The organism is Bacillus sp. ISL-45, from assembly GCF_018613195.1.
Lineage (GTDB): Bacteria > Bacillota > Bacilli > Bacillales > Cytobacillaceae > Mesobacillus.
On the sequence record NZ_JAGGQQ010000003.1, the window covers coordinates 33,193 to 55,496 of the forward strand.

Here is a 22,304-nt window from a genome sequence, read left to right on the forward strand (position 1 = left end):
AAATCAAAAAAGCTTCAACCCTTAAGAAAAGGATTGAAGCTTTTTAGTATGATTCCTACTGGGTTCGAACCAGCGACCTCTACCCTGTCAAGGTAGCGCTCTCCCAGCTGAGCTAAGGAATCTTATTAGTTTGTCCTGTTTAGTGAGGACATTAACTAATATATACTGGATTAATAGGATTGTCAATAATCTTTTGCATAAAAATCCTGATTTATAATTTCTTAATTGCATTAAGTACACTTTTAATATATTCATCCTCATGCGGAACAAAATCGTGCTTCTTCACAAGCATGCTATGCGATTTCTTTTTATGATCCCCGCTCACCAGGAAACCTTCTACTTTTATTTCCTCAACCTTCCCAAACCATAAGTTTTCAAATTCAGTCAGGCTTGCCATCATGATACCGGATACCTCTTCTCTTTGCAGTTTGTAATGATCGAAGGGTTGATGTTGATCATACAAATAAACATGGCATAATTCGTTGTCGATTAATTCTGGACTGTTCAATGAATCTTTTATTATTCCTAAAGAATGCAAATCCTCCATGGCCAATTCAATTCCAAGCTCCTCTTTCACTTCCCTTAAGCCATCCAAAGGACTTTCATCAGCAAGAATGTGCCCTGCTGCAGTGATATCCAACAATTCAGGATAATCTTTTTTAATCGAACTCCGGACTTGGAAGAAAAGAAAATCTTCATTGCCTATTCTCTCTGTTAACCAGCAATGAAAGGTTTCATGCCAATATCCTGCTTTATGTACTTCTGTTCTCGTACCCGTTCCCATCCAATTTCCCTGTTCATCAAACACCTTAAGCATTTCATTTTCCACTCATAACACCTCCCTCCTAAATCATACCATATATTCTCCGAAAAATATTACGAACAAGCGTTCTAAAAAGATTGAATAAAGAACGAATGTTCGGGTATAATGTAATTAGAAATTATAAGGAGTGGAAAACGCATGAATGGCCTTCTTGAACAATCATTTAATGAAAACCTTCCTGTCGAGATGATCTATCTTGCAGCAAATAACCAGATTACCCAGCGGAGAGTTATTGTAAAAGAGTTGCACGATCGTTATTTTAAAGCATATTGTTTTCTCAGAAAGGCAGACCGCCTGTTCAAAAAGGAACACATACTTTCAGTTATGCCTGTAAGACGCAAGCTGCTTAAATCAAGCTAAAAAAAGAAGCCCTTCAGTAAGGACTCCTTTTATATTGATTAGTTTGCAGTCTTTGGTTTCACTGAGTCTTTATCCTTGATGATCACTTGGAGTGCAACAAGGAGAATGAATAGGCCAAGACCGATTATATCTGTCATACCTTCTGGGTAGATCAGCATAATACCTCCGACGATTCCCAGCACTCTTTCCCACCAGAATAATTTCCTCAGCCAGTATCCGATTATGCCAGCACCAATCGCCAGCATACCTGAAATGGCAGTGAATACCACCCAAATTAATTCTGTCCAGCTTGTGTCGATCATCAGGAGTTCAGGAGACAACACGAACATATAAGGGATGATAAAAGCGGCGATTGCCAGCTTGGCCGAATTCACACCGGTCCGCAGCGGTTCTCCGCCGGAAACACCTGCCGCCGCGAATGCTGCAAGCGCAACAGGAGGAGTGATATCGGCAATAATACCGAAATAGAAAACAAATAAGTGAGCAGACAAATCTGGTACACCCAACAGGATGATCGCAGGTGCTGCAATTGTTGATGTGATAACATAGTTAGCCGTGGTTGGCGAACCCATACCCAAGACGATTGCTGCAAGCATCGTCAACATCAAAGTTGGTATCAAATAACCGCCTGAAAGATCAAGCAAGCCATTTGCAAGCTTCAACCCTAGGCCGGTTTTCGTAACTACCCCAACAATGATACCAGCCGCTGCTGTAGCTGCCGCTACTCCCAGAGCTGTCCTCGCCCCATCGACAAGTGCATCGATCGCATCTCTAAATCCGATTCTCGTCTCTTTGCTAAAAGAACTTACGACAATCGTAGATAGGATCGACCACAAAGCAGCACGCATGATACTCATGCCGCTCACCATCAGGATAATAACAATCAGGATAGGCAAAAGCAGATAAATCTTTTTAAGAACTTCTTTTCTGTCGGGCATTTCTTCATCAGATAAACCGCGCAGCCCAATTCTCTTCGCTTCGAAGTGGGTCATGATCCAGATACCAGTAAAATATAATAACGCCGGGATCGTCGCAGCCTTGGCGATATCCCAATAGGTGATTCCGCCACCGATGAATTCAACCATCAGGAAGGCTGCTGCTCCCATGATTGGAGGCATCAGCTGACCCCCGGTTGATGCCGCTGCTTCAACAGCACCGGCAAATTCTTTACGGTAGCCGAGCTTTTTCATCATCGGAATCGTAAAAGAACCGGATGTAACAACATTAGCCACTGAGCTTCCGCTGATTGTTCCCTGCAGGGCGCTGGAGAAAATCGCAACCTTAGCTGGGCCTCCAGTACTCTTGCCCGCAACAGCAACAGCGAGATCATTGAAATATTGACCTACACCCGTTTTTACCAGGAATGCCCCGAACAATAGGAACAGGAAAATAAATGTTGATGAAACACCTAATGGAGTTCCTAAAATACCCTCGGTCGTAAAGAACATTGTCTGGACGAGAGATTCCAAATCAAGACCTCTGTGCGCCAAAAACCCTGGCATATAAGGTCCAAAAAGGGCATAAGCCATGAATAAGGCTGCAATAATCATGATCGGCAAGCCAACCGTCCTTCGTGTCGCTTCAAGGACCAGCAGGATAGCGGCAATACCAATGTAGAAATCTGTTGGTGTCAAACGGCCGACACGGTTTACGAGTTCCTCAATCATCACTGGCCAATAGGCTCCGACAGCAACAGCAATCACCGCCAATAGCAGATCATACCATGCCACCTTTTTCACCTTCAGATTCTTCTTCCTTGCCGGAAATAACAAGAAAATCAGTGCCAGAGCGAATCCCAGGTGGATCGAACGCTGCAGCTGGGCAGTCAGGACACCAAATATGGAGGTGTATAGCTGGAACACTGAGAAAGCCAGAAGCCCGAAGAAAACAACCCATCCCATCTTGCCTGCTAATTTTCTAGTTGCGGCTTCCGGATCATATTTCTCCAGAAGCTCTTGCTGTTTTTCTTGAGATACCATTTCTTCATTTGTCGTCAAGGATATTCACTCCTTCCAATTGCTTCAATAAACTAATTTTCTCAATCTTTATCCGTACCCTTGTTCCTGGTTCAATCGCCTTTGACAAGGGGTACGTTATGTCTTCATAAATCAGGGTGTGGTTAGCCCGGACCTGGCCCAGCCGCATATCAAAATGCGAAAATTCCCTGGTCATATTTGTAATATAGTACTTGCCATCCTTCATCTCAAAGTTCTCTCCATCCGCAACTTCAGATGGCATACCGATCGCAAAATCTTCGTACTCCAGTTCGAACTGTCTGATTCTTTGGCTTTCGGTAACGTTGTAGCTTTCAATCACATCTGACAGATGGATCGAGTGCTTATACTTTATTTTAAAGGCTTCCCCTGTATTTATCGGTACATAGCAGAGTATATCATTATTTTCAGGTGTAAGAAAAACCAGAGCTTGCTTGTAAGGGATATTGATTGAGATAATTGCTAAAAAAATGATGAGGGTTAACAGAACGAAGATTTTTGATTTAAACCAGTTTATTTTCATATCATTAGCCTCGCCTGTCCATTGTCTCCGATGGAGTGCTTTCTTCAATACAGTAAAAAATAGACCGTTTGGAAGTTCGGTCTATCCTGCCTTGGTTTTAATCCATATGGCCTTTCTTTGCGAAAAGCCTTCTTGTTAAGGTGAATTGACCGGATAATACCCTCTATGGGCACGATCCGGTCATGTTAAAACAATTACTCAGCGGCCTTGATACCTTCTTCATCATAGTACTTCTGTGCACCTGCATGGACTTCAATTCCCACACCGTTCAGTGCATTTTCCGGCTTGATTTGCTTAGCTTTTGCGTGTGTTACCTGGTCAAGATTTTCAAAGATTGACTTTGTAATGTCATAGACAAGGTCCTCTGACAGGTCTGCTTTTACAACAAGCATCGCAAGAACTGCCACTGTAGGCACTTCTGAATCCAGTTTGTATGTTCCAGAAGGGACTGCTTCTTTTGCATAGTACGGATACTTTTCAATCAGCTCATCAGCTTTGTCAGCTTCAATTGGTACAATCACAACATCTTCAGTTGCGGAAAGCTCTTCAACAGCCGCTGTAGGTGTTCCAGCTGTGACGAAAGCCGCATCAATATTGCCATCTTTAATACCATTAACTGATTCATCAAAGCTCAAGTCCTGCTTTTGGATATCATCCAGTGATAGACCGTGGACTTCCAGGATTTGTTCAGCATTCGCTGCAGTACCAGAACCTGGCGCACCGATTGAGACCTTTTTGCCTTTTAGATCTTCTACTGATTTGATTCCTGATTTTGCTGTAGTTACGATTTGAATTGTTTCAGGATACAATGTTCCGATTGCTTTAATATTGTCAATTTTGTTTCCATCAAACATCAGCTTTCCTTCTGTTGCGTAGGAAGCAATGTCAGTCTGCGTGAAGGCGATTTCACCTTTACCATCCTTAATGCTCTGCATGTTTTCTGCAGAAGCTCCTGTTGTTTCAGCATTTGTGCTAACCCCAGTTGCGTCAGAGACGATTTTGGCAAATGATCCGCCCAACGGGAAGTATGTACCACCCGTACCACCAGTAAGGATGCTCATGTATTTTGGTTTTTCTTCTGATTTACCTTCTCCGCTGCCCTCTTCTTCAGAGCCGCCGCCGCCACATGCAGCCAGTACCATTGAAAGAACCAGCATCAATGCAGTGAACAAAAGAAACTTTCTTTTTTTCATCAGAATTCCCCCTTATAGAAATAGAATTGTTCAACCTAATCTTAACATAAGACTTCACACAATTGTCAAACATGTTACTTACATACTATCTTTCTTATCCGATACAAATAGATTGCCATAAAAGATTTTTGAAAATACATATGCTAAAATCGTGTTGACGGTTAAAATATAATATTGCAATTGAAAGATTTGGAGGTAAATGAATGGACTTTCCAATGGGTAAAATAGAAGAAATCGTGCTTCAAAGCAAGGAACTTGGAGAAGAAGTGACCATGCTGGTATACTTGCCTGCCAACTATTCTCCCTTATATAAATATTCATTATTGATCGCTCAGGATGGCCGGGATTATTTCCAGCTGGGCCGAATCGGCAGAATTGCAGACGAGCTCCTTGGCAAAAAGGAAATTGAAAACGTCATCATCGTGGGAATACCATATGAATCAGTCGAAGACAGAAGGCGCAAGTATCATCCAAAAGGTGAACAGCATCAAGCCTATATCCGTTTTCTGGCTCATGAGCTTGTACCATACCTCGATGAACAATACCCTACCTATCAAATGGGGATGGGCCGCGCACTGATTGGCGATTCACTCGCAGCCACAGTTTCACTGCTTGCAGCACTCCAGTATCCACACACATTTGGAAAGGTACTGCTGCAATCACCGTATGTAAATGAGGAAGTAGCTTCGGCTGTCAAGGGCTTTGACAAACCAGAATTGCTGCAGATTTACCATACTGTTGGTGACCAAGAAACAGAAGTAAAAACGAGCTCTTCCAAAAACAAAGACTTCCTGACACCGAACAGGGAGCTTTCAAAGAAATTCAAGGATAGAGGCTTTGGCTATTTCTACGATGAATTCAGCGGGGACCATACATGGACCCATTGGCAGCCTGACCTTAAGAGGGCAATCAGGCATATGTTTTCATAATATATGCTTCTTTATATTATATATTTTGAAAATTTGTTATAATGAATGGTAAATCATATTATATGTTTATCAGTTAATCGTTCTGCACTACACTTTATGAAACGGGGGTACCGGAGATGAAATTCGGAATTGTCATTTTTCCATCGAAGAAAATCCAGGATTATGCAAATTCAATGAGAAGGCGCTATGATCCTCACTATGCGTTAATCCCGCCTCATCTAACTTTAAAATCCTCCTTTGAAGCAACGGAGGAAGAGATCAAGGAAATTGCCAGTAAAATCTATACCATTGCCAGGAACTTCAATCCAGTCAACATCAAAATCTCTAAAATCAGTTCCTTTAAACCCGTAAATAACGTAATTTACTTGAAGGTTGAATCACCGGAAGAATTAGAAAAACTTCATATAGAACTTAAGTCTGCCTTTGACGGCGATCAGGAGTATAACTTTGTACCACATATCACCATCGGACAAAAAATGTCAGATGACGAACATTCTGATGTATATGGCTCATTAAAAATGACGGATGTAAGCTTTGAAGATACTGCAGACAGGATTCATTTGCTTTACCAGCTTGATAATGGCTCGTGGACAGTATATGAAACATTTCGTCTTGGAAAGGAATAAACAAACGTGGAAGTGAAAATTGTTAACAACGAACAAGAATTAGCAGACGCATTCGAGGTACGCAAGGCAGTCTTCATCCATGAGCAAAATGTTCCGGAAGAAGAAGAAATCGATCAATTCGAATCCGACTCTGTCCATTTTGTGTTATATGATGATAAAGGAAAAGCAGCTGGCGCAGGGAGATTCCGGGTATTGGACGGTATCGGCAAGGTCGAACGGATTTGCGTTTTAAAAGAGAATCGCAAAACCGGCGCTGGTGTCGCCGTCATGAATAAAATTGAGGAGTATGCCAAGTCACAGGGCATATCGACCTTGAAATTGAACGCACAGACACATGCTATCCCATTTTACTCCAGACTAGGATATGAAACGGTATCAGAAGAATTCATGGATGCCGGAATTCCGCACAAAACGATGAAGAAATCTATTTAAATTAAGTGAAACTCCATTCTAATATGAGTGGAGTTTTCGTTTTCCCTATTTCCAACTAAGAGCAAAAAGCCCATTGGCTGATTAAATTTAATTATCCACAACAAATTCATCTCCGTAACAACAAAAAAAGCACAACAGCTGAGTTTAAATCGACTCGCTGTAGTGCCTTCCTTTTCCCGTTAATTCAGCATATGCTTTGCTGACAACTAAGGGATTTACCTTTTTCTTATAAACACGATCCGTATTAGAGAAACTAGTATCCGAGGCCGCCAGCTGCATTCGTGCAACAGGCTGCTGGTCCTTCCGCTTTTGCATTGGCGCAATGGCTTGCTCTTGTTGTTCCTGACCCTTTTCCACAGGATCTTCTTTACGGACCCTGCTCACTTTTTGAATCATAAATGGATCATAATCAGTCCCTATTTCACGTTCGGCATATTGTATATATTGATAATTTGTCACTGGAAGAATGTATCCCATTTTGATATCCCCCAAGTTATATTATTTATATTCTCACTATATTCTTCTTTTCCTTTTACCTCTTTATGACCGTAATAAACCACTGATGAGAAAAATTTTCCTATCATCCGTCATGATAAAGAATTCCTAAAGTCATTTACCGAGCAGAAAACACCTTTTGTTAGAAATTATATTCTGCTATGATAAAGATTGTGCTATTTTTGGTCGGAGATGAGGGAAAACATGAAAACAGCCAAGTATAATCATCAGATAATAAGCCTTGATCAATATCACCGCGAGGACTATCAAAAGCTATATGATGATGGAAAAAAAGGAATGCTTACCTGTTCTGTATGCGGAGGACCTGTCCGTTTTTACCTCGGCATCAAGGACAAGCCACATTTCTACCATCATCTTTCCACAAAGGAAGATTGCAATAGACAAAGTGAATCCTCCCTTTCAGTCCAGCCGTCCGAGAAAGCAGAATATATCGAACGAAATGGCTTCCGTATCCCAAAGTCCCGTTCCATTACGGCTGAAGCAGAAATAGAGGAAAAGTTCGTTTCTTCTCGCGAAGTAAAGATTCCTTCACCATTTACTCCGCACCCACCGGCTAAGCCAGGGGTAAAGCTAAACTATTTAAAACAGCTTAGAGAAGCAGAAATCCATTTTGATGGCAACCAGGAAAAGGCTGTTGTTTCTACAGAGGGACCATTATTGATTTTGGCAGGTGCCGGGAGTGGCAAGACGAGAGTACTGACCGCGAGAACGGCCTTCATGATTGAAGAGAATAACATTGATCCAGGTTCTGTCATGCTTGTTACCTTTACTGCGAAGGCTGCAGCTGAGATGAAGAAACGGATTGCCAATTACCCGGGAATGTCCCCTGCTAAGGTCAACCGGCTGATCGCTGGCACCTTCCATAGCATCTTTTACCGAATCCTCTGTTTTCACGACCGTGAAAATTGGTCATCTGACAAGCTGATGAAAAAAGAATGGCAGCGGGAACAAATATTAAAGGAAGCTGGCCGAAAGCTCCAGCTTGACGAGAAAGAGTTTGCTTATGACCTGGCTCTCCAGCAAATCGGTTTATGGAAAAATACGATGATCATGCCAAATGAAGTGAAGCCGGAATCTCCATGGGAAGAAAAGGTCGCTTTGCTGTATAAAGACTATGAAGCTGCTAAAGACAAGCAAAAATTATACGATTTTGATGACATGCTTCTCGGCTGTTATAAGCTTTTTAAGGAAAAGCCAGCAATCCTGGAGAACTATCAAAATCGTTTTCACTATTTTTTAATCGACGAGTTTCAGGATATCAATAAAGTTCAATATGAACTCATGAAAATGCTATCTGACAAGAATGGGAATGTATGCGCTGTTGGCGATGATGATCAGTCAATCTATTCATTCCGAGGCAGCGATCCCGCCTACCTGTCCAAGTTTAAGACAGACTTCAAACATACTAAACTAATCATATTAAACCAAAATTACCGCTCGCCGCATGAGATTGTAGAGACAGCCAACACTTTGATTTCCGCGAATCTCATACGTCACGAAAAAGAAATGCGGGCGCAATTTTCCGGTGAGTGCCCGCCGGTAATCTTCCACCCTTATGATGAAGAAGAAGAGGCAACGATGATACTGACGGATATAAAAGAGCGAATTGAACAGGGTGAACGCCCAGGCGATTTTGCCATCCTGTTCAGGACGAATGCAGCCAGCCGCGCAATCTTCGAGAGGCTCGCGAATTCCAGCCTGCCCTTCCGTCTTGATCAGGACATAGAATCCTTTTACGAGCGTTTCATGGTTAAAGGAATGCTGTCATTTTTGCGTCTAAGTATGAATCCTGACGATCCTGATTCAATTAAAAACATTTTGCCATCTCTCTTTTTAAAGCAGTCGATTTTCCGTGATTTACAGGCGAATAGTATCCTTAACGATTGTTCAATGCTTGAAGCACTTGCCTATGTAAAAACTGGCTTCGCTTTCCAGGAACAAAAGCTGAAGAGGCTCATTCCGATTGTACGCTCGCTGTCACCTCTATCACCAATTGCGGCAATCGATATAGTCGAGAAGGACCTTGGCTATCAGGACTTTATCAAAAAGCGCGGAAATGAAGGCAATCAGCTTGAAAAGGGCTCTGATGACATCCGGGATTTAAAAGTAGCTGCGCGCAATTTTAATACCGTCGGAGAATTCCTCGAGCATGCTGACCATATGACGGCCATGAACACAGAAATCAAGCGAAGCAGCAGGAATCACACTGATGCTATCACCCTCAGCACCATTCATCGCGCTAAGGGGCTTGAATACGGAAACGTCTATATTATCGGAACAGTAGACGGCAGCATTCCACATGATTATGCTTTGGATGCATATCGTAATGGGGACCAGCTCCCTCTGGAAGAAGAACGCCGGCTGCTCTATGTAGCAGTAACAAGAGCAGAGAAGAACTTGTTCATTTCCGTTCCACAAAAGAGACGCGGAAGAAAAGCTAACCCTTCCCGCTTTTTAGCGAATATTAAAAGAAAAATGCCAAATCAGGACCTGGGGATTTAAACTCAGGTCCTGATTTGACATTCAAGAATTACTTTTTATTGATCATTTTGGAGATCTGGCCAAAATCAAGCTGTTTTCCATCCTTGACAATGGATTCCACAATCTTGTCTTCCATTTCTTTACTTACTGGCTTGTTAGCCATTTTTGAAACACGGCGGATAACCCCTCTTACTGTTTGCTCATCTTTAAAATTCGCATTTTGTAATGAATTCGCTAACTCAAATACATCATTCATATTTACGCCAGTCTTTTTTTCTATATTCTTGAAGAAATTATTATCCATATAAAATCACGCCTCCTTCTTTAACTACTCTATAGTATGAAGGAAGCAAAAAAAGGTGAAAGTGAGCTGATAAAAATCAGCAATCCCCCCTAACAAGAAAAAGCTGTCCCGAATGGAACAGCTTTCCTACTTACATTTAGTTGTAGAAGCTTGCTCCTACAATAATCAACAAAATGAACAATACGACGATCAATACGAAAGTGGAGCCGTAATAGCCGCCACCGCCGTAGCCGTAGCCGCCGCCGCCGCAAAAGCCACCAAAACCGTAGCCCATTCTTCTTCACCTCACTTTTTATTACTCAATAGCAATATATGTAAGGCTTAACGAATACGTATGGGCGAGCCCCCACCCATTTAAAAATCGTGGGTTAAATATGATCAAAATCCGGGAAATGACCTGTTAAATATTCATCATATAGGTCAATTTTAAGGTTTCCATTAGAATCCACTTCAGCGTAAAAAACTTCCTGTGGCTTGTTCCCTTTTTCATGGATTTTTGCAATTAAAGCATTTCTATCCAGACCAACCCGCCTTAAATTTTCCTCGATAAAATTACCGTCCATCAAAACGGCAACCGAGGGAGTCTCTTCTTCCATTTGTATTTTGTAATCCTCATACTTTAAAGGCTGTTTGGCTTTCTTCAACAAAACACTCAATTCTCCATTGGAATCAAGCGAAGCAAACTCAACATCAGCCACTTTAAATACACTTTTCTTGCGGAGTTGTTCCAGGAGTTCATCTATACTGTATTTCTCTTTTCGCATATTCTTTTCGAGAATATTGCCCTTCTCAATGAAGGTTGTTGACTTCCCCTCAACTATTTTGCGGAATAGTCTGCTTCTTAAGGATATTGTTGAAATCGCCAAAGGGACGAACGACCAGACAACCAGGCTGGCAATTCCGTCCCTCAAGCTCAAATCAGGGTCCATCGCTAATGTGCCAGCAATATCTCCCACAGTGATACCAACGATATATTCAAAAAATGACAGACTCGACAATTGCTTTTTTCCAAGAAGCTTAGTGATGATAAATAAGCCTACAATCAGCAAGATGGACCTTATGATGGTTCTAAGAATATCCGGCATTAGATCATTCCTGTGACACAGAATCAGCCTTTTGGCTTAAAGATAAGGGCGCCGATAAAGCCAAAGATCACAGCAGCCGATATACCCGAACTCGTGATTTCGAACATCCCTGTCAGGACGCCGACCAAACCGTGCTGCTCTGCCTCCTGCAACGCTCCGTGCACAAGTGAATTTCCAAAGCTTGTAATTGGAATCGTAGCACCTGCTCCGGCAAAATCAATTAAAGGTTCATAAAGCCCAAAACCGTCAAGGACAGCCCCAATAACCACAAGCAGACTCATCGTGTGCCCTGGTGTCAATTTCACAATGTCAAACATCAATTGGCCAAATACACAGATCAAGCCTCCGATAACAAAAGCCCAGAAAAACATTGGCAGCAATTTGATTCCTCCTTTTTAATTCATTTCTATAGATACTGCGTGGGCTATACATGGAATGGTTTCATTTTGCTGGAAAGATAGCGGTGATAACAGAGCTCCTGTCGCAACAACAAGGATTCTCTTATAGACACCATTATTCATCTGGTTTAGTAAATGGCCATACAGGACGGAAGCCGAGCATCCTGCTCCGCTGCCTCCAGATTGGACCTGCTGGTCATCGTTATAAATCATCAAACCGCAATCCTTAAATTGTTCCTTGGTAATCTCTAGTCCAGACTGCTGCAAAAGCTCGTATGTAGTAGCCTGTCCAATCCTTCCAAGATCACCTGTGACAACCAAGTCATAATAGGAGGGTTCTCGATTAAAATCTTTAAAGTGGGCGATGATCGTATCAGCGGCTGCAGGAGCCATTGCCCCGCCCATGTTAAAGGGATCAGTAATCCCCATGTCCACTACTTTCCCAATAGTCGCAGAGGTGGTTACGATTTTCCCCTGCTTTTCCGGATTGTCCGTTAAAACAGCCGCTCCGGCTCCGGTAACAGTCCACTGTGCTGTCGGTGGCTTTTGTCCACCATATTCTGTCGGGTAGCGGAATTGTTTTTCTGCCGCCGAATTGTGGCTTGATGCGCCGGTTACAGTCTTCTTTGCTCCCTGGTAGTTCACAATAAATGATGCTAGCGCAAGGCCCTCCATTGAGGTTGAGCAGGCACCGAAGAGGCCGAAATATGGAATTTCCATCGTCCTTGCCGCAAAACTGGTCGGTGTGATCTGGTTGATTAAATCCCCTGCAAGCATAAATTGCATATCCTCTTTGTTGAAATTCCCTTTCTGCAACGCAGACTTAATTGCCTCCTCCAGTAAAACTCTATGTGCTTTTTCGTATGAGTCTTCTCCCATCCACAAATCATCATGCAGGACATCAAAATCAGCTGCCAATTTTCCCTCAGCCTCGAAAGGACCGCCTGATGAGCCCCATGATTCAATGACAGGCATGTTAGCAAATTGCCATGATTGCTTTCCAATCAACATTTACAGCACCCCCATCATCGTCAACAAAGTTTTTACCAGAGCAACGACAAAAGCGGCAAAGACACCAAATAAAATGACTGACCCTGCCAGTTTGAACATGTTTCCGCCGACACCGAGGACAAAACCTTCAGTTCGGTGTTCTATCGCCGCTGAGATGACGGAATTCCCAAAGCCAGTAACCGGTACAGCACTGCCCGCTCCTGCAAATTGTCCGATATGGTCATATACACCAAACCCTGTCAACAGCATGGAAAGAAAAATCATCGTAGCAACAGTCGGATTACCAGCTGTTTGTTCTGTAAAATTAAAAAAGTAGATATAAAAATAGGTGATTACCTGACCTATTGTACAAATCAATCCGCCAACCAAAAATGCCTTGATACAATTTTTAACTACTGGGCGTTTTAGTTCATGCTTTTGTTCCAGCTCCTGATACTGCTGCTGCTCAGGTGTCATCTTTTGCTTTTTTTTATCCCCCATTTCACCCATCCTTTCTTATGTTAATTCCTTTTTCAGCGAAATAATCCGCTGCAATTGCTCTTCGGCTTTCTTATCCGGAAAGGACGGATCTTTCATTTTCTCCCGAAGCTCCACCGCTTCAATAAAAATCTTATAGTCACTGGAAACAATAAAATCTTCATCAGGATAATTCTTTTCCAGCTTCTTATTGATTTCTTTTTCGATCCGCTTCATGCCGAACCGCTTTAAATGCTTAACCTTGTATGCGACTAATATTTCTTTTTTTCCTGCAATGACGGCGACATCATAAATTTCATCAAGTGCAGCGATATCTTTCTTAACCTTCTTGGCAAGCTTGATATCCTTCTCATCCAGATCATTTGTCGCACCTGGATCAGGATTGACGGACTGAATCATGGATGCTCTGCTCTGTGGTGAAGTTTTCCCAAAAGAAGTACAGCCAGCAGTGCCAGCTCCAAGCATTATAACTATCGCCAAAAGATTTACAGCTTGTTTCATATTCATCATTAATCCCTTCCTATGGTTCATCTGATAAAATTATTTTCCACGTCTGAAACCCAATTTATGAATTTTTTAGTGTGGGTTTTATTTCCATGTAATTGTAAAAAAGTTATTCTAAGGAAAAACTGCATTAGATTAATCCACTGTCTGAAAAATGTACCAGTTAGTTTTTATAGTTCTCATTACAGCCGGCCATGACGAAACAATTGCACTTTGCAGCCTTTATAGCATGCCTTTTTAACGCTCAAACAACTCAAAAAAAAACGCCTGCCAGAAAGTTTTGGCAGACGTTGCTTCTATACTCGCTTTTTCTTTTTACCGCAGCCACAGCCGCGTTTTTTACGCACTCGGCGGGTTGCTGCACTACTTTTAGATTCTGTTGAACCCTTGCTGCTATCCTTTTTTGGTTTTTCTTCCATGATTACAACCCCTTCATTAAAGAGTCCATATTATACTTTATGAACAAGTATCCAAAGGGGTTCTGGACGGACTCACTATATTTCAAGCATTAAGAGAACTTAAGGATCAGTCTTCTATGAAAATATGCTGTACCAACGAGGAAATTCCTGAAATCGCCAAAATTATTATGACCGGCATGGATAGCTGTGGTAACAATTCATAAGCAGCATATATGAAAACAGACGACCAGATTCCGGAACACCAGTGGCAGCTCAACAGCTCTCCGACCCAATATTTAAGTCCATCTCCTTTGATTTCTATATATGTTTCCGTGCTGCCATCTTCCAAAGTTTCAACTACCGTATCATGGAAAGGTGCACGCAGGAACTCAGTGATTTTATCGTAGACAATCAGCCTGGTCAATCGAAAGCTCGCAAACACAAGCAGGCATAAGTCTAGCCAACTTCCCATTCTTTACACCACCTGTTTGATCAAATCAATTCAGCTTCTACATGGCAAATACCTATGAGCGGTCTTTAGCATGTCCGCTCCTGACCTTATTTTTTCAGGAAAGATGCTGAAAAATTAGACAAACACCCACACCATTAGGAGGGCGATTCATATTCTATTAAGGACAATAGGTCATATCAACTAAAAGGAGATGAATATTTTATGGGTTGCAAAGGTAAAAAGCATGATGGCGACAATTGCGTATGTGAAGTACTAAGAGCAATAGCGGACGCTCAGGATCAAGTAGATGTTGACGATGATTGCGATGTCAGTTGCGATAGATCTATAAGAGAATTGCTGGCTGGCGTGCAAACTCCGACCAACGGTTTAGATACAATTCCAATTATTTTATACTGCGGTGATTGTGTACCATTCGAAGGGTTTGGAGCTCGTGTCCGACCAAATGGCGGAGGTCCACAAAGATTGGATTGCTTTAGGTCATTCTTCTTCCGGGTAATTTCAGTAGACAACGACTGCTGCGCTAAAGTTGAATTACTGGTTACACGTGGCGATGAGGGCCAAGGCTTTGATGATCCTTGCCGCCAAATTCAAACTGGCGGTTCAAGAAATGAATTCTTCAGAACTGGTATCTGCATCACTGTCGACCTCGATTGCTTCTGTGCTGTCACTTGCTTAGACCCTGTAGAGGGTTTGCCGCTTTCAAGCCTTCCTGGCAGTGACTAACATGAAAGTGTGTAAGAACAGGCTTACCTTAAATTGGTAAGCCTATTTTTACAGTCCGATTCTTTTTATATCTACAATATCCTCCACTAGGAGATTAACGTTTTTCCTCCTTGGACTCACAGAATGGATGAGCAAAGTTCTTCCTTTCATCCCCGTAAAATATCCCTTATAGGATCTTTCAAGCGTAATAAACTCATATTTAACCTTCGCTACTGTAGCGGGGACGAGGTTTAAATGCTTAATCTTTTCTTCCAGAGTATACTCCTGGAATGTCTTTTTCTTTTTATCGCCCACCTGTTCACTTTCATTTGTTTCTTCTTCCACTTCTTCCTGTTCCACCATCTCGGCATCATCTTCGGTTTTGTTGTTATCAAGCAATTCCGGCTCCGTATCAGCCTCATTAGTTTTATAGATAAAATTCTTTTGCATATCGAGTTTCGGGAACTCTATGTTTGGTTGATTAATGTAAAACAAGGGCGTTTGCTTACGACTTCTTTTCCTTCCCATACAGCACCTCCGTTACTTCAGTCTTTTTATATTTATGCGTTTGCCTATAATAGGTGCCGAAATCGTTCCTGACAAAAACAAAAAAAGCCCGCTATTATGCGGGCTTTTCTCTTATAAAATATGAAATCCTGAATCAACATGAATATTTTCGCCAGTTATCCCGCGGGACATGTCACTGAACAGGAAAACGGCTGTGTCACCGACTTCTTCCGGAGTAGTATTGCGGCGTAGCGGAGCTCTCTCTTCAATATCCCTTAAAATAGAATTGAAATCACTTACGCCTTTAGCAGACAGTGTTCGGATTGGGCCGGCTGAAATGGAGTTTACACGGATATTGTGCTTTCCTAAGTCTGCAGCAAGGTAACGGACACTTGCATCCAGGGATGCCTTTGCCACACCCATGACATTGTAGTTCGGGATTGCACGTTCACCGCCGAGATACGTCAAAGTGACAATGCTCCCGCCTTCAGCCATCAGCTCTTTCGCTTCCTTGGCGACGGCAGTCAATGAGTATGCACTGATATTATGGGCCAGCAGGAATCCATCGCGTGATACATTCATATAGTCACCCTGCAGCTCTTCTTTGTTCGCGAATGCGATACAGTGAGCCACACCATAAATCGTGCCAGCCTCTTCCTTTATTTCTTTGAAGCATTTAGCAACATCTTCATCATTTGTAACATCGCAAGGCAAAACTAAATAGTTTTGATCAAGGGATGCGGCAAGTTCGCGTACACTTTTCTCAAGACGCTCTCCTGCATAAGTGAAAATTAAATTAGCCCCGGAATTGTGGAGAGATTGAGCAATACCCCAGGCAATGCTTCTTTTATTGGCTACACCCATTACTACATATGTTTTACCGTTCAATGAAAGAGTCATTTTGAAAATTATCCCCCTGTTAATACAAGTTATTAGTACCTAGTGCTAATTGTACACTAAATTTCTTCATTTGCAAAGAAAAACCCGCCGGGATGGCGGGTTTAGTTCAATTAGCACCAAAAACAGAATTCAAGTTCTCGTTTCAGTTCATCGACATATTCCTTGGAACCAGTAACGATCAGACGGTCATTCAGCCTCAGCTCGGTATCGCCGTGAGGCACGATTGATTCATTTTCACGCAAGATCCGGACAAATATGACATCTCCAGTGAACGGGAAGCGTCTTAGTGACATACCGTCAAAATGATCATTCAGCATCCTGATTTCATGCAGGGAATTTTCTTGATTGGTCAGGATTGTCATGACCCCTGGTGATTCAATCATTGCACGAAGCAGTGATTCTGTTGAACGGAGGACCGAGAATACCTCGATTCCCTCTTCCTGGGCTTTTTCTGCAAGGTCCGGACTTTCAATTCTCGCAATGACACGTTCAACACCATGCTCTTTTGCACTGACAGCAATCGTCGCGTTCAGATCAGGATCTCCGGTGGAGATGACAATGATATCCGCATCATACACCTCGTGTTTATCTAGTGTATCAATTTCATAATTCTCCATCTCGATGATTTCAAACACTGAATCAGCAATTCGGTTATCCGCTTTTTCCTGTTTCGTATGAAAAAGAACCGGTTCATACAATGAAGACTGAAGGGCCCGGGAAACAGGAAGTGTCATCTGGTTGGCGCCAATGAATGCCACTTTGACTTTTACTTCCTCTGTCTTTTCCTGCGGGAATAACTTTTTGAATAAGATTGGTGTCAGAACGCTGGAGATTACTGCAACAAGAATCAGTGTACCGCTCATCTCCGGCGTGATCATTTCCATTCTTTCCCCAATTGTTGCAGCCGCTATGACTAGTGACAAAGTGGATGTCAGCAGGAACCCGGCTGCAAGGACTGTTTTCGTGTCGTACCATTTTTTCAACAAATAGACTGGGATCAATTTTGACAAAAACAGCGCCAATAGCAATAACGGAATTAGTAATAATAGCTTTTTGTCACTGAACAAAGACCAGACGTCCAGGTCCACCCCAACCATTACGAAGAAGATAGGAATCAGGAAGCCATAGCCAAAGGAATCAAGCTTATGGACCATTTCCTGGTCCGGTGCCAGCAGGGAGACAAGCACACCTGCCAGGAACGCACCCAGGATATTTTCGGCCCCTACCGTTTCAGAGATTGCGACCAGCAAAATAATCAGGGCAAAAACAGCACGAGTGCCAATCTGAGTTGTTCCTGTCGAAAGTGCATTGATGAAAGTACGGTTCTTGAAAATTCTTCCGATAAAATACAGCCCAACTCCCGCCGCAAACAGGACGAGCAGCAGCCAGGTGTTTCCTTCCCCTCCATCATAAATAGAGACAAAGACCGCGAGCAGGATCATCGTTGCCAGATCAGCAATAACCGCCACCAACAAGATTGTCTGTCCGATATTTGTTTTCATCAGGTGTGCGTCCTTCAATGTAGGCACGACAACTCCTAGTGAAATCGTTGAAATGATCAATGTCATTAAAAATACATTTTCGATGAAGCCTGCAAGTACGAACAAATACGATAAGCCAAATGAGACGATGAAAATGCCAATGAAGATGATCGTGGCCACAATAAACGTATTCGGTTCTTTTTGCTCATTGCCCTTCCTGGTTTGATTTTTTTTGTTCCCTGAAAAGGCTGTAAAGTCAATCTCCAGCCCGCTCAAGAACATCAGGAACAAGAATCCCAGGGTTGAAAGGGTGCCAAGCCAGGCATCCTCATGGACGATGTTGAAGCCGCTTTTACCTATGATTAGGCCCATTATGATTTCTGCGACTACAACTGGTATGATGTTCAATTTTAAACGGTGCAATAAAATAGGTGTTAAAAATGCAACAATGATGACGATTACGAGTGAGGTAATCGAAGCATGATGTTCCATCCTCTTCCCTCCTTTGTTAAATAGGATTTGCGTTGTATCGATCTAAACGAACAGTTATCACCTGAACGTTGTATATTAAGTAAGGTAACTCATGAAAGCTGTTGCAATTCCAAAATATATCAGGATACTGATGATATCATTAATCGTCGTGATAAACGGACCTGATGCAACGGCAGGGTCGATCTTCAATCTGTGCATGAGCAGCGGAACCAGCGTTCCTGCCAGTGTCGAAATGATCAGCGTGATAAAGATAGAAATTCCTACCAACGCTCCAAGGAATAGTTCACCTTTCCAAAAATAGACGATGAATGTGACAAGGATGCCGCAAACTGCTCCTGTAATTAATCCAGTTCCCGCTTCCCTAAGGATAATGCTCCATTTGCTCTCTTTTTCAAGGTCCCCAGTCGCAATCCCCCTTACAGCTACAGCAAGTGCCTGGGTTCCTGTATTACCTGCCATACCGGCGATGAGAGGAATGAAAACGGCCAAAATAGCTACCTTATCCAATGTATCCTCGAACCTTCCTATCAGGCTAGCCGTAAACATGCCCAAAAAGAGCAAAATGATCAGCCAGGGCAAACGCTTCTTGGCAGCACTTAATGGATTTTGGTCTACAGTATCAAGGTCGGCTATACCTGCCAGCTTTGAATAGTCATCCGAAGCTTCTTCTTCCATGACGTCTATAATGTCATCGACCGTGATGATTCCGAGGAGATGGTTTTGGAAGTCGACTACAGGAAGGGCGAGGAAATTATAATCCCTCATCATCCTGGCTACTTCCTCCTGATCCTCGCCAACCGAAACAGAGACTACTCGATCATTCATAATCTCAACAATCATCGTTTCATCATCTGCAACAATCAGGTCTCTCAAAGATACAACACCAGCCAGCCTTTTTTCTTCATCAACGACAAAGATGTAATAAATCGTCTCGGCTTGCGGCGCTTCTTTTTTCAGGATATACATTGCCGATCTCACCGTCTGGTTGGCAGAGATCGCAATGAATTCTGTCGTCATGATGCTTCCGGCAGTATATTCTTCATAATGCAGCAAGTCCTTGATTTCCTGTGCTGCATCTTCGTCCATGATGGTCAAATAACTGGCAACCTGGTCTTTATCGAGTTCATTCAGGACATCGACCGCGTCATCCGCATACATATTAGACAGCATGTCAGCCGCATAATTAGGATTCATCTGGGCCAATACATCTTTAAAGTCCTCTTCATCCGCTTCCAGGTTTTCAAAAAGATCTGCCATCTCTTCTGGTGAAAGGAAGTTATAAACCTTCGCCCGATCCTCATCATCAAGCTCACTGAAAAATTCGGCCTGGTCATATGGATGCAAGTCTAGAAATTCTGAACGGAAATCATCAATTTTCTCAGAGTAAAGTGCTTCCATCAGCAGCTCAGAATTGATTTGCTGCCTGGATGCTGATTCTTGACGTTCTTCAGACATACACCTTACCCCCTTTCCTTTATGTACATTTCATTATACTAGCATTTATTAAATTCTTTGTCTTTTATCTACTCTTTTTCATTTAAAATTAATTGGGCAATATATGTTAGATACCAGATTATTGCTTTGTCTTAACATTCCCTTTTTTGATGTAAACTTGTCCTTTTTCAGACTGCGGGAAGAATATACAATTAAAGGAGGACATTCATAAATGAACCTAGATATTATCGGCGATATCCATGGCTGTTATCAGGAATTTGAAGAACTCACCAAAAAACTTGGTTACGACTGGAGCACCGGCCTTCCGGTTCATCCGGATAACCGGCATCTTGCTTTTGTCGGTGATCTGACTGACAGAGGACCAGAATCATTAAAAACAGCAACTCTGGTTTGGGAATTGGCAATGAATAAAAAAGCCGCTTTCTATGTTCCGGGGAACCATTGCAATAAACTGTACCGATATCTGTTAGGAAATAAAGTCCAGACAACACATGGACTTGAGACAACAGTTTCGGAAATTATGTCACTGAATTCAGAGCAAATAAATGAATTCCGCGGGAAATTCATTTCCTTATATGAATCTGCGCCTTTATACCACGTCCTCGACCAGGGCCGGCTTGTGATCGCCCATGCCGGAATCCGCGAAGATTACATAGGGAAACATAATTCAAAAGTAAAAACCTTTGTCCTATATGGCGATATCACTGGTAAAACCAATCCAGACGGAACTCCTGTACGCCGTGATTGGGCAAAGAATTACCAAGGAAAAGCAACCATTGTATATGGACATACACCGGTAAGAGAGCCAAGAGTCCTTAACAACACTTATAATATAGATACAGGAGCTGTTTTTGGCGGCAATTTGTCAGCATTGCGTTATCCAGAAATGGAACTTGTATCTGTTCCGTCCTCGATGCCGTTTGTGCCCGAAAAATTCAGGGAGATAAAATAATACCCCTATTTAAAAAAGCTAACCATTGACCATCAATGGTTAGCTTTTTCTTATTATTTCCCAATAAACATTTGCGTCCAGTAGTTCCCCTGTGTTGTATGCCCAACACCAATATGCGTGTAGTTAGGACTTAAGATATTCTTCCTGTGTCCTTCGCTGTTCATCCATGCGTTCACGACTTCTTCAGCACTTCGCTGGCCCATCGCGATGTTCTCACCGGCTGTATTGTACGAAACACCAAAGTCCCTCATCATATCGAATGGAGAACCATAAGTTGGACTTGTATGTGAAAAATAATTCTTCGCCTGCATATCATTTGACTTTTCCTGAGCTACATTGCTTAATGCTGTGTCAGGCTGCAGGTTTGGCAAGCCGTTTTTCCTGCGCTGTTCGTTTGTCAGGTCAATGACTTTCGCTTCAAATGCACTGATCTCGGTACCAGAAGGAGTTGCTTTTTGCTCAGGAGCTGGTGCTGCTTCCTCCTGTGGAGCTGGTGCTGTTCTTTCCTGTGGTGCTGGTGCAGCTCCTTGTTCAGGAGCTGGTGTTGTTCTTTCCTGTGGTGTTGGAGCAGTTCCTTGCTCAGGAGCTGGAGCTGGCGTTGCCCTTTCCTGTGGTGCCGGTGCGGCCCCTTGTTCAGGAGCTGGTGCTGTTCTTTCCTGCGGTGTTGGGGCAGTTCCTTGCTCAGGAGCTGGAGCTGGCGTTGCCCTTTCCTGCGGTGCTGGTGCAGCTCCTTGTTCAGGTGCAGCACCCTGTTCAGGTCCCTTGTTCAAATCCGGAAGTTCAACACCTGTACGACGCTGCAATTCAGCCAGCATATTATCGAGATCAGCTCGTTGTCCTTCTGTTAATGTTAGCCTGCCCTGCGTGTTCATTTCTGTATGAGGGTATTTAGAACTTGGAATTCCCGTACTGTAAGAGTTCGGGTCTACGGTGATGTACCCTTCAGGCATCTGCATAATTTCACTCGTCGCCTTATCGCCATTTTGATTTTGGTTTTGCTTATTAGTATTTCCTTTACCAGCATTGATTTCTGCTCTGCGTCTTTGCTGCTTGATTCTATTTGCATCATTATCCCAATAGCTTTCCTGGTTATTCCCCAGAGCAGTCATCCTGTTGTCACGCATATCCATCGCTTCATCATTATTGTTGCATGCTGTAAGCCCTAATAACATAACAGCAGATACTGCCATTATCTTTCCATGTTTATATATGTTCAAGTGATGCTTCCTCCTTCATATTGCATTCATTACTTCCTTATGATTTGATTTTTTTCCGGAAATATCTGATGA

General features: G+C 42.6%; 26 protein-coding genes and 1 tRNA gene. 7 read left to right on the forward strand and 20 right to left on the reverse strand.

Annotated features, from left to right (window positions below; translation table 11 throughout):
* Nucleotides 1-49: 49 nt before the first annotated feature.
* Together J7E35_RS01955 and J7E35_RS01960 are read right to left on the reverse strand one after the other, a co-directional pair.
* Nucleotides 50-122, reverse strand: a tRNA-Val gene (locus tag J7E35_RS01955).
* Between the two features lie 89 nt (nt 123-211).
* Nucleotides 212-829, reverse strand: coding sequence for an NUDIX hydrolase (locus tag J7E35_RS01960; RefSeq protein ID WP_214776541.1), 618 nt, complete (start codon nt 827-829; stop codon nt 212-214).
* A gap of 132 nt (nt 830-961) precedes the next feature.
* Between J7E35_RS01960 and J7E35_RS01965 the strand changes: the two genes are divergently transcribed.
* Nucleotides 962-1,183: a hypothetical protein gene (locus tag J7E35_RS01965; RefSeq protein ID WP_214776542.1), complete on the forward strand. Its 222-nt coding sequence runs from the start codon at nt 962-964 to the stop codon at nt 1,181-1,183.
* 38 nt (nt 1,184-1,221) lie between these two features.
* On the opposite strand, the gene J7E35_RS01970 is transcribed toward J7E35_RS01965, so the two are convergent.
* The 3 genes from J7E35_RS01970 to J7E35_RS01980 form a co-directional block, all read right to left on the reverse strand.
* On the reverse strand, nt 1,222-3,162 hold the full coding sequence (locus J7E35_RS01970) for a TRAP transporter permease (RefSeq protein ID WP_214776708.1): 1,941 nt from the start codon (nt 3,160-3,162) through the stop codon (nt 1,222-1,224).
* Nucleotides 3,163-3,166: 4 nt separating this feature from the next.
* On the reverse strand, nt 3,167-3,748 hold the full coding sequence (locus J7E35_RS01975) for a DUF1850 domain-containing protein (protein ID WP_251040712.1): 582 nt from the start codon (nt 3,746-3,748) through the stop codon (nt 3,167-3,169).
* A 146-nt stretch (nt 3,749-3,894) separates the two neighbouring features.
* Nucleotides 3,895-4,893 (reverse strand): TAXI family TRAP transporter solute-binding subunit, encoded by a 999-nt coding sequence (locus J7E35_RS01980; RefSeq protein WP_214776543.1) that lies wholly within the window; start codon nt 4,891-4,893, stop codon nt 3,895-3,897.
* Nucleotides 4,894-5,096: 203 nt separating this feature from the next.
* Here J7E35_RS01980 and J7E35_RS01985 point away from each other — a divergent pair, with 203 nt between their 5' ends.
* The 3 genes from J7E35_RS01985 (at nt 5,097) to J7E35_RS01995 (ending at nt 6,880) form a co-directional block, all read left to right on the forward strand.
* On the forward strand, nt 5,097-5,822 hold the full coding sequence (locus J7E35_RS01985; RefSeq protein WP_214776544.1) for an alpha/beta hydrolase: 726 nt from the start codon (nt 5,097-5,099) through the stop codon (nt 5,820-5,822).
* 116 nt (nt 5,823-5,938) lie between these two features.
* Complete coding sequence (locus tag J7E35_RS01990) at nt 5,939-6,448, forward strand: YjcG family protein (RefSeq protein ID WP_214776545.1); 510 nt, start codon at nt 5,939-5,941, stop codon at nt 6,446-6,448.
* Nucleotides 6,449-6,454: 6 nt separating this feature from the next.
* Nucleotides 6,455-6,880, forward strand: a complete 426-nt coding sequence (locus J7E35_RS01995) for a GNAT family N-acetyltransferase (RefSeq protein ID WP_214776546.1) — start codon at nt 6,455-6,457, stop codon at nt 6,878-6,880.
* 144 nt (nt 6,881-7,024) lie between these two features.
* Here the strand turns inward: J7E35_RS01995 and J7E35_RS02000 are convergent, their stop codons facing one another.
* Entirely contained in the window at nt 7,025-7,357 is a 333-nt protein-coding gene (locus J7E35_RS02000; RefSeq protein ID WP_214776547.1) for a hypothetical protein, read from the reverse strand.
* A gap of 222 nt (nt 7,358-7,579) precedes the next feature.
* Here J7E35_RS02000 and J7E35_RS02005 point away from each other — a divergent pair, with 222 nt between their 5' ends.
* Nucleotides 7,580-9,898 (forward strand): ATP-dependent helicase, encoded by a 2,319-nt coding sequence (locus tag J7E35_RS02005; RefSeq protein WP_214776548.1) that lies wholly within the window; start codon nt 7,580-7,582, stop codon nt 9,896-9,898.
* 28 nt (nt 9,899-9,926) lie between these two features.
* On the opposite strand, the gene spoVIF is transcribed toward J7E35_RS02005, so the two are convergent.
* From spoVIF to J7E35_RS02045, 9 genes are all read right to left on the reverse strand, one after another.
* Nucleotides 9,927-10,181 (reverse strand): sporulation-specific transcription regulator SpoVIF, encoded by a 255-nt coding sequence (spoVIF, locus tag J7E35_RS02010; protein WP_023615234.1) that lies wholly within the window; start codon nt 10,179-10,181, stop codon nt 9,927-9,929.
* 136 nt (nt 10,182-10,317) lie between these two features.
* Nucleotides 10,318-10,455: a YjcZ family sporulation protein gene (locus J7E35_RS02015; protein ID WP_214776549.1), complete on the reverse strand. Its 138-nt coding sequence runs from the start codon at nt 10,453-10,455 to the stop codon at nt 10,318-10,320.
* A 94-nt stretch (nt 10,456-10,549) separates the two neighbouring features.
* The gene (locus tag J7E35_RS02020) at nt 10,550-11,266 is read right to left on the reverse strand and encodes a DUF421 domain-containing protein (RefSeq protein ID WP_214776550.1); all 717 of its coding nucleotides are present in this window, start codon (nt 11,264-11,266) and stop codon (nt 10,550-10,552) included.
* A gap of 23 nt (nt 11,267-11,289) precedes the next feature.
* The gene (gene spoVAE / locus J7E35_RS02025) at nt 11,290-11,646 is read right to left on the reverse strand and encodes a stage V sporulation protein AE (RefSeq protein WP_214776551.1); all 357 of its coding nucleotides are present in this window, start codon (nt 11,644-11,646) and stop codon (nt 11,290-11,292) included.
* Between the two features lie 15 nt (nt 11,647-11,661).
* Nucleotides 11,662-12,675, reverse strand: coding sequence for a stage V sporulation protein AD (gene spoVAD / locus J7E35_RS02030; RefSeq protein WP_214776552.1), 1,014 nt, complete (start codon nt 12,673-12,675; stop codon nt 11,662-11,664).
* Nucleotides 12,676-13,155 carry a stage V sporulation protein AC gene (spoVAC, locus tag J7E35_RS02035; RefSeq protein WP_214776553.1) on the reverse strand — a complete coding sequence of 160 codons (480 nt, stop codon included), beginning with the start codon at nt 13,153-13,155 and terminating at the stop codon, nt 12,676-12,678.
* Nucleotides 13,156-13,170: 15 nt separating this feature from the next.
* The gene (locus J7E35_RS02040) at nt 13,171-13,659 is read right to left on the reverse strand and encodes a YhcN/YlaJ family sporulation lipoprotein (protein WP_251009683.1); all 489 of its coding nucleotides are present in this window, start codon (nt 13,657-13,659) and stop codon (nt 13,171-13,173) included.
* Nucleotides 13,660-13,952: 293 nt separating this feature from the next.
* Complete coding sequence (locus J7E35_RS23435) at nt 13,953-14,075, reverse strand: hypothetical protein (protein WP_285290340.1); 123 nt, start codon at nt 14,073-14,075, stop codon at nt 13,953-13,955.
* Between the two features lie 106 nt (nt 14,076-14,181).
* Nucleotides 14,182-14,526 carry a DUF1360 domain-containing protein gene (locus J7E35_RS02045; RefSeq protein ID WP_214776554.1) on the reverse strand — a complete coding sequence of 115 codons (345 nt, stop codon included), beginning with the start codon at nt 14,524-14,526 and terminating at the stop codon, nt 14,182-14,184.
* A gap of 201 nt (nt 14,527-14,727) precedes the next feature.
* Here J7E35_RS02045 and J7E35_RS02050 point away from each other — a divergent pair, with 201 nt between their 5' ends.
* Complete coding sequence (locus tag J7E35_RS02050; RefSeq protein ID WP_214776555.1) at nt 14,728-15,249, forward strand: CotY/CotZ family spore coat protein; 522 nt, start codon at nt 14,728-14,730, stop codon at nt 15,247-15,249.
* A gap of 48 nt (nt 15,250-15,297) precedes the next feature.
* On the opposite strand, the gene J7E35_RS02055 is transcribed toward J7E35_RS02050, so the two are convergent.
* The 4 genes from J7E35_RS02055 to mgtE all read right to left on the reverse strand — a co-directional run bounded on the left by J7E35_RS02055 (nt 15,298) and on the right by mgtE (nt 20,006).
* Nucleotides 15,298-15,756, reverse strand: a complete 459-nt coding sequence (locus J7E35_RS02055; protein WP_214776556.1) for a CotO family spore coat protein — start codon at nt 15,754-15,756, stop codon at nt 15,298-15,300.
* Between the two features lie 111 nt (nt 15,757-15,867).
* Nucleotides 15,868-16,635, reverse strand: a complete 768-nt coding sequence (gene fabI, locus J7E35_RS02060) for an enoyl-ACP reductase FabI (protein WP_214776557.1) — start codon at nt 16,633-16,635, stop codon at nt 15,868-15,870.
* A 110-nt stretch (nt 16,636-16,745) separates the two neighbouring features.
* Entirely contained in the window at nt 16,746-18,608 is a 1,863-nt protein-coding gene (locus J7E35_RS02065; RefSeq protein ID WP_214776558.1) for a monovalent cation:proton antiporter family protein, read from the reverse strand.
* 75 nt (nt 18,609-18,683) lie between these two features.
* Nucleotides 18,684-20,006: a magnesium transporter gene (mgtE, locus tag J7E35_RS02070; RefSeq protein WP_251009696.1), complete on the reverse strand. Its 1,323-nt coding sequence runs from the start codon at nt 20,004-20,006 to the stop codon at nt 18,684-18,686.
* A 268-nt stretch (nt 20,007-20,274) separates the two neighbouring features.
* On the opposite strand from mgtE, the gene prpE reads away from it, so the two are divergent.
* Complete coding sequence (gene prpE, locus J7E35_RS02075) at nt 20,275-21,015, forward strand: bis(5'-nucleosyl)-tetraphosphatase PrpE (protein WP_214776560.1); 741 nt, start codon at nt 20,275-20,277, stop codon at nt 21,013-21,015.
* A gap of 53 nt (nt 21,016-21,068) precedes the next feature.
* On the opposite strand, the gene J7E35_RS23825 is transcribed toward prpE, so the two are convergent.
* Nucleotides 21,069-22,232, reverse strand: coding sequence for a CAP domain-containing protein (locus J7E35_RS23825; RefSeq protein WP_483297645.1), 1,164 nt, complete (start codon nt 22,230-22,232; stop codon nt 21,069-21,071).
* Between the last annotated feature and the right edge of the window lie 72 nt (nt 22,233-22,304).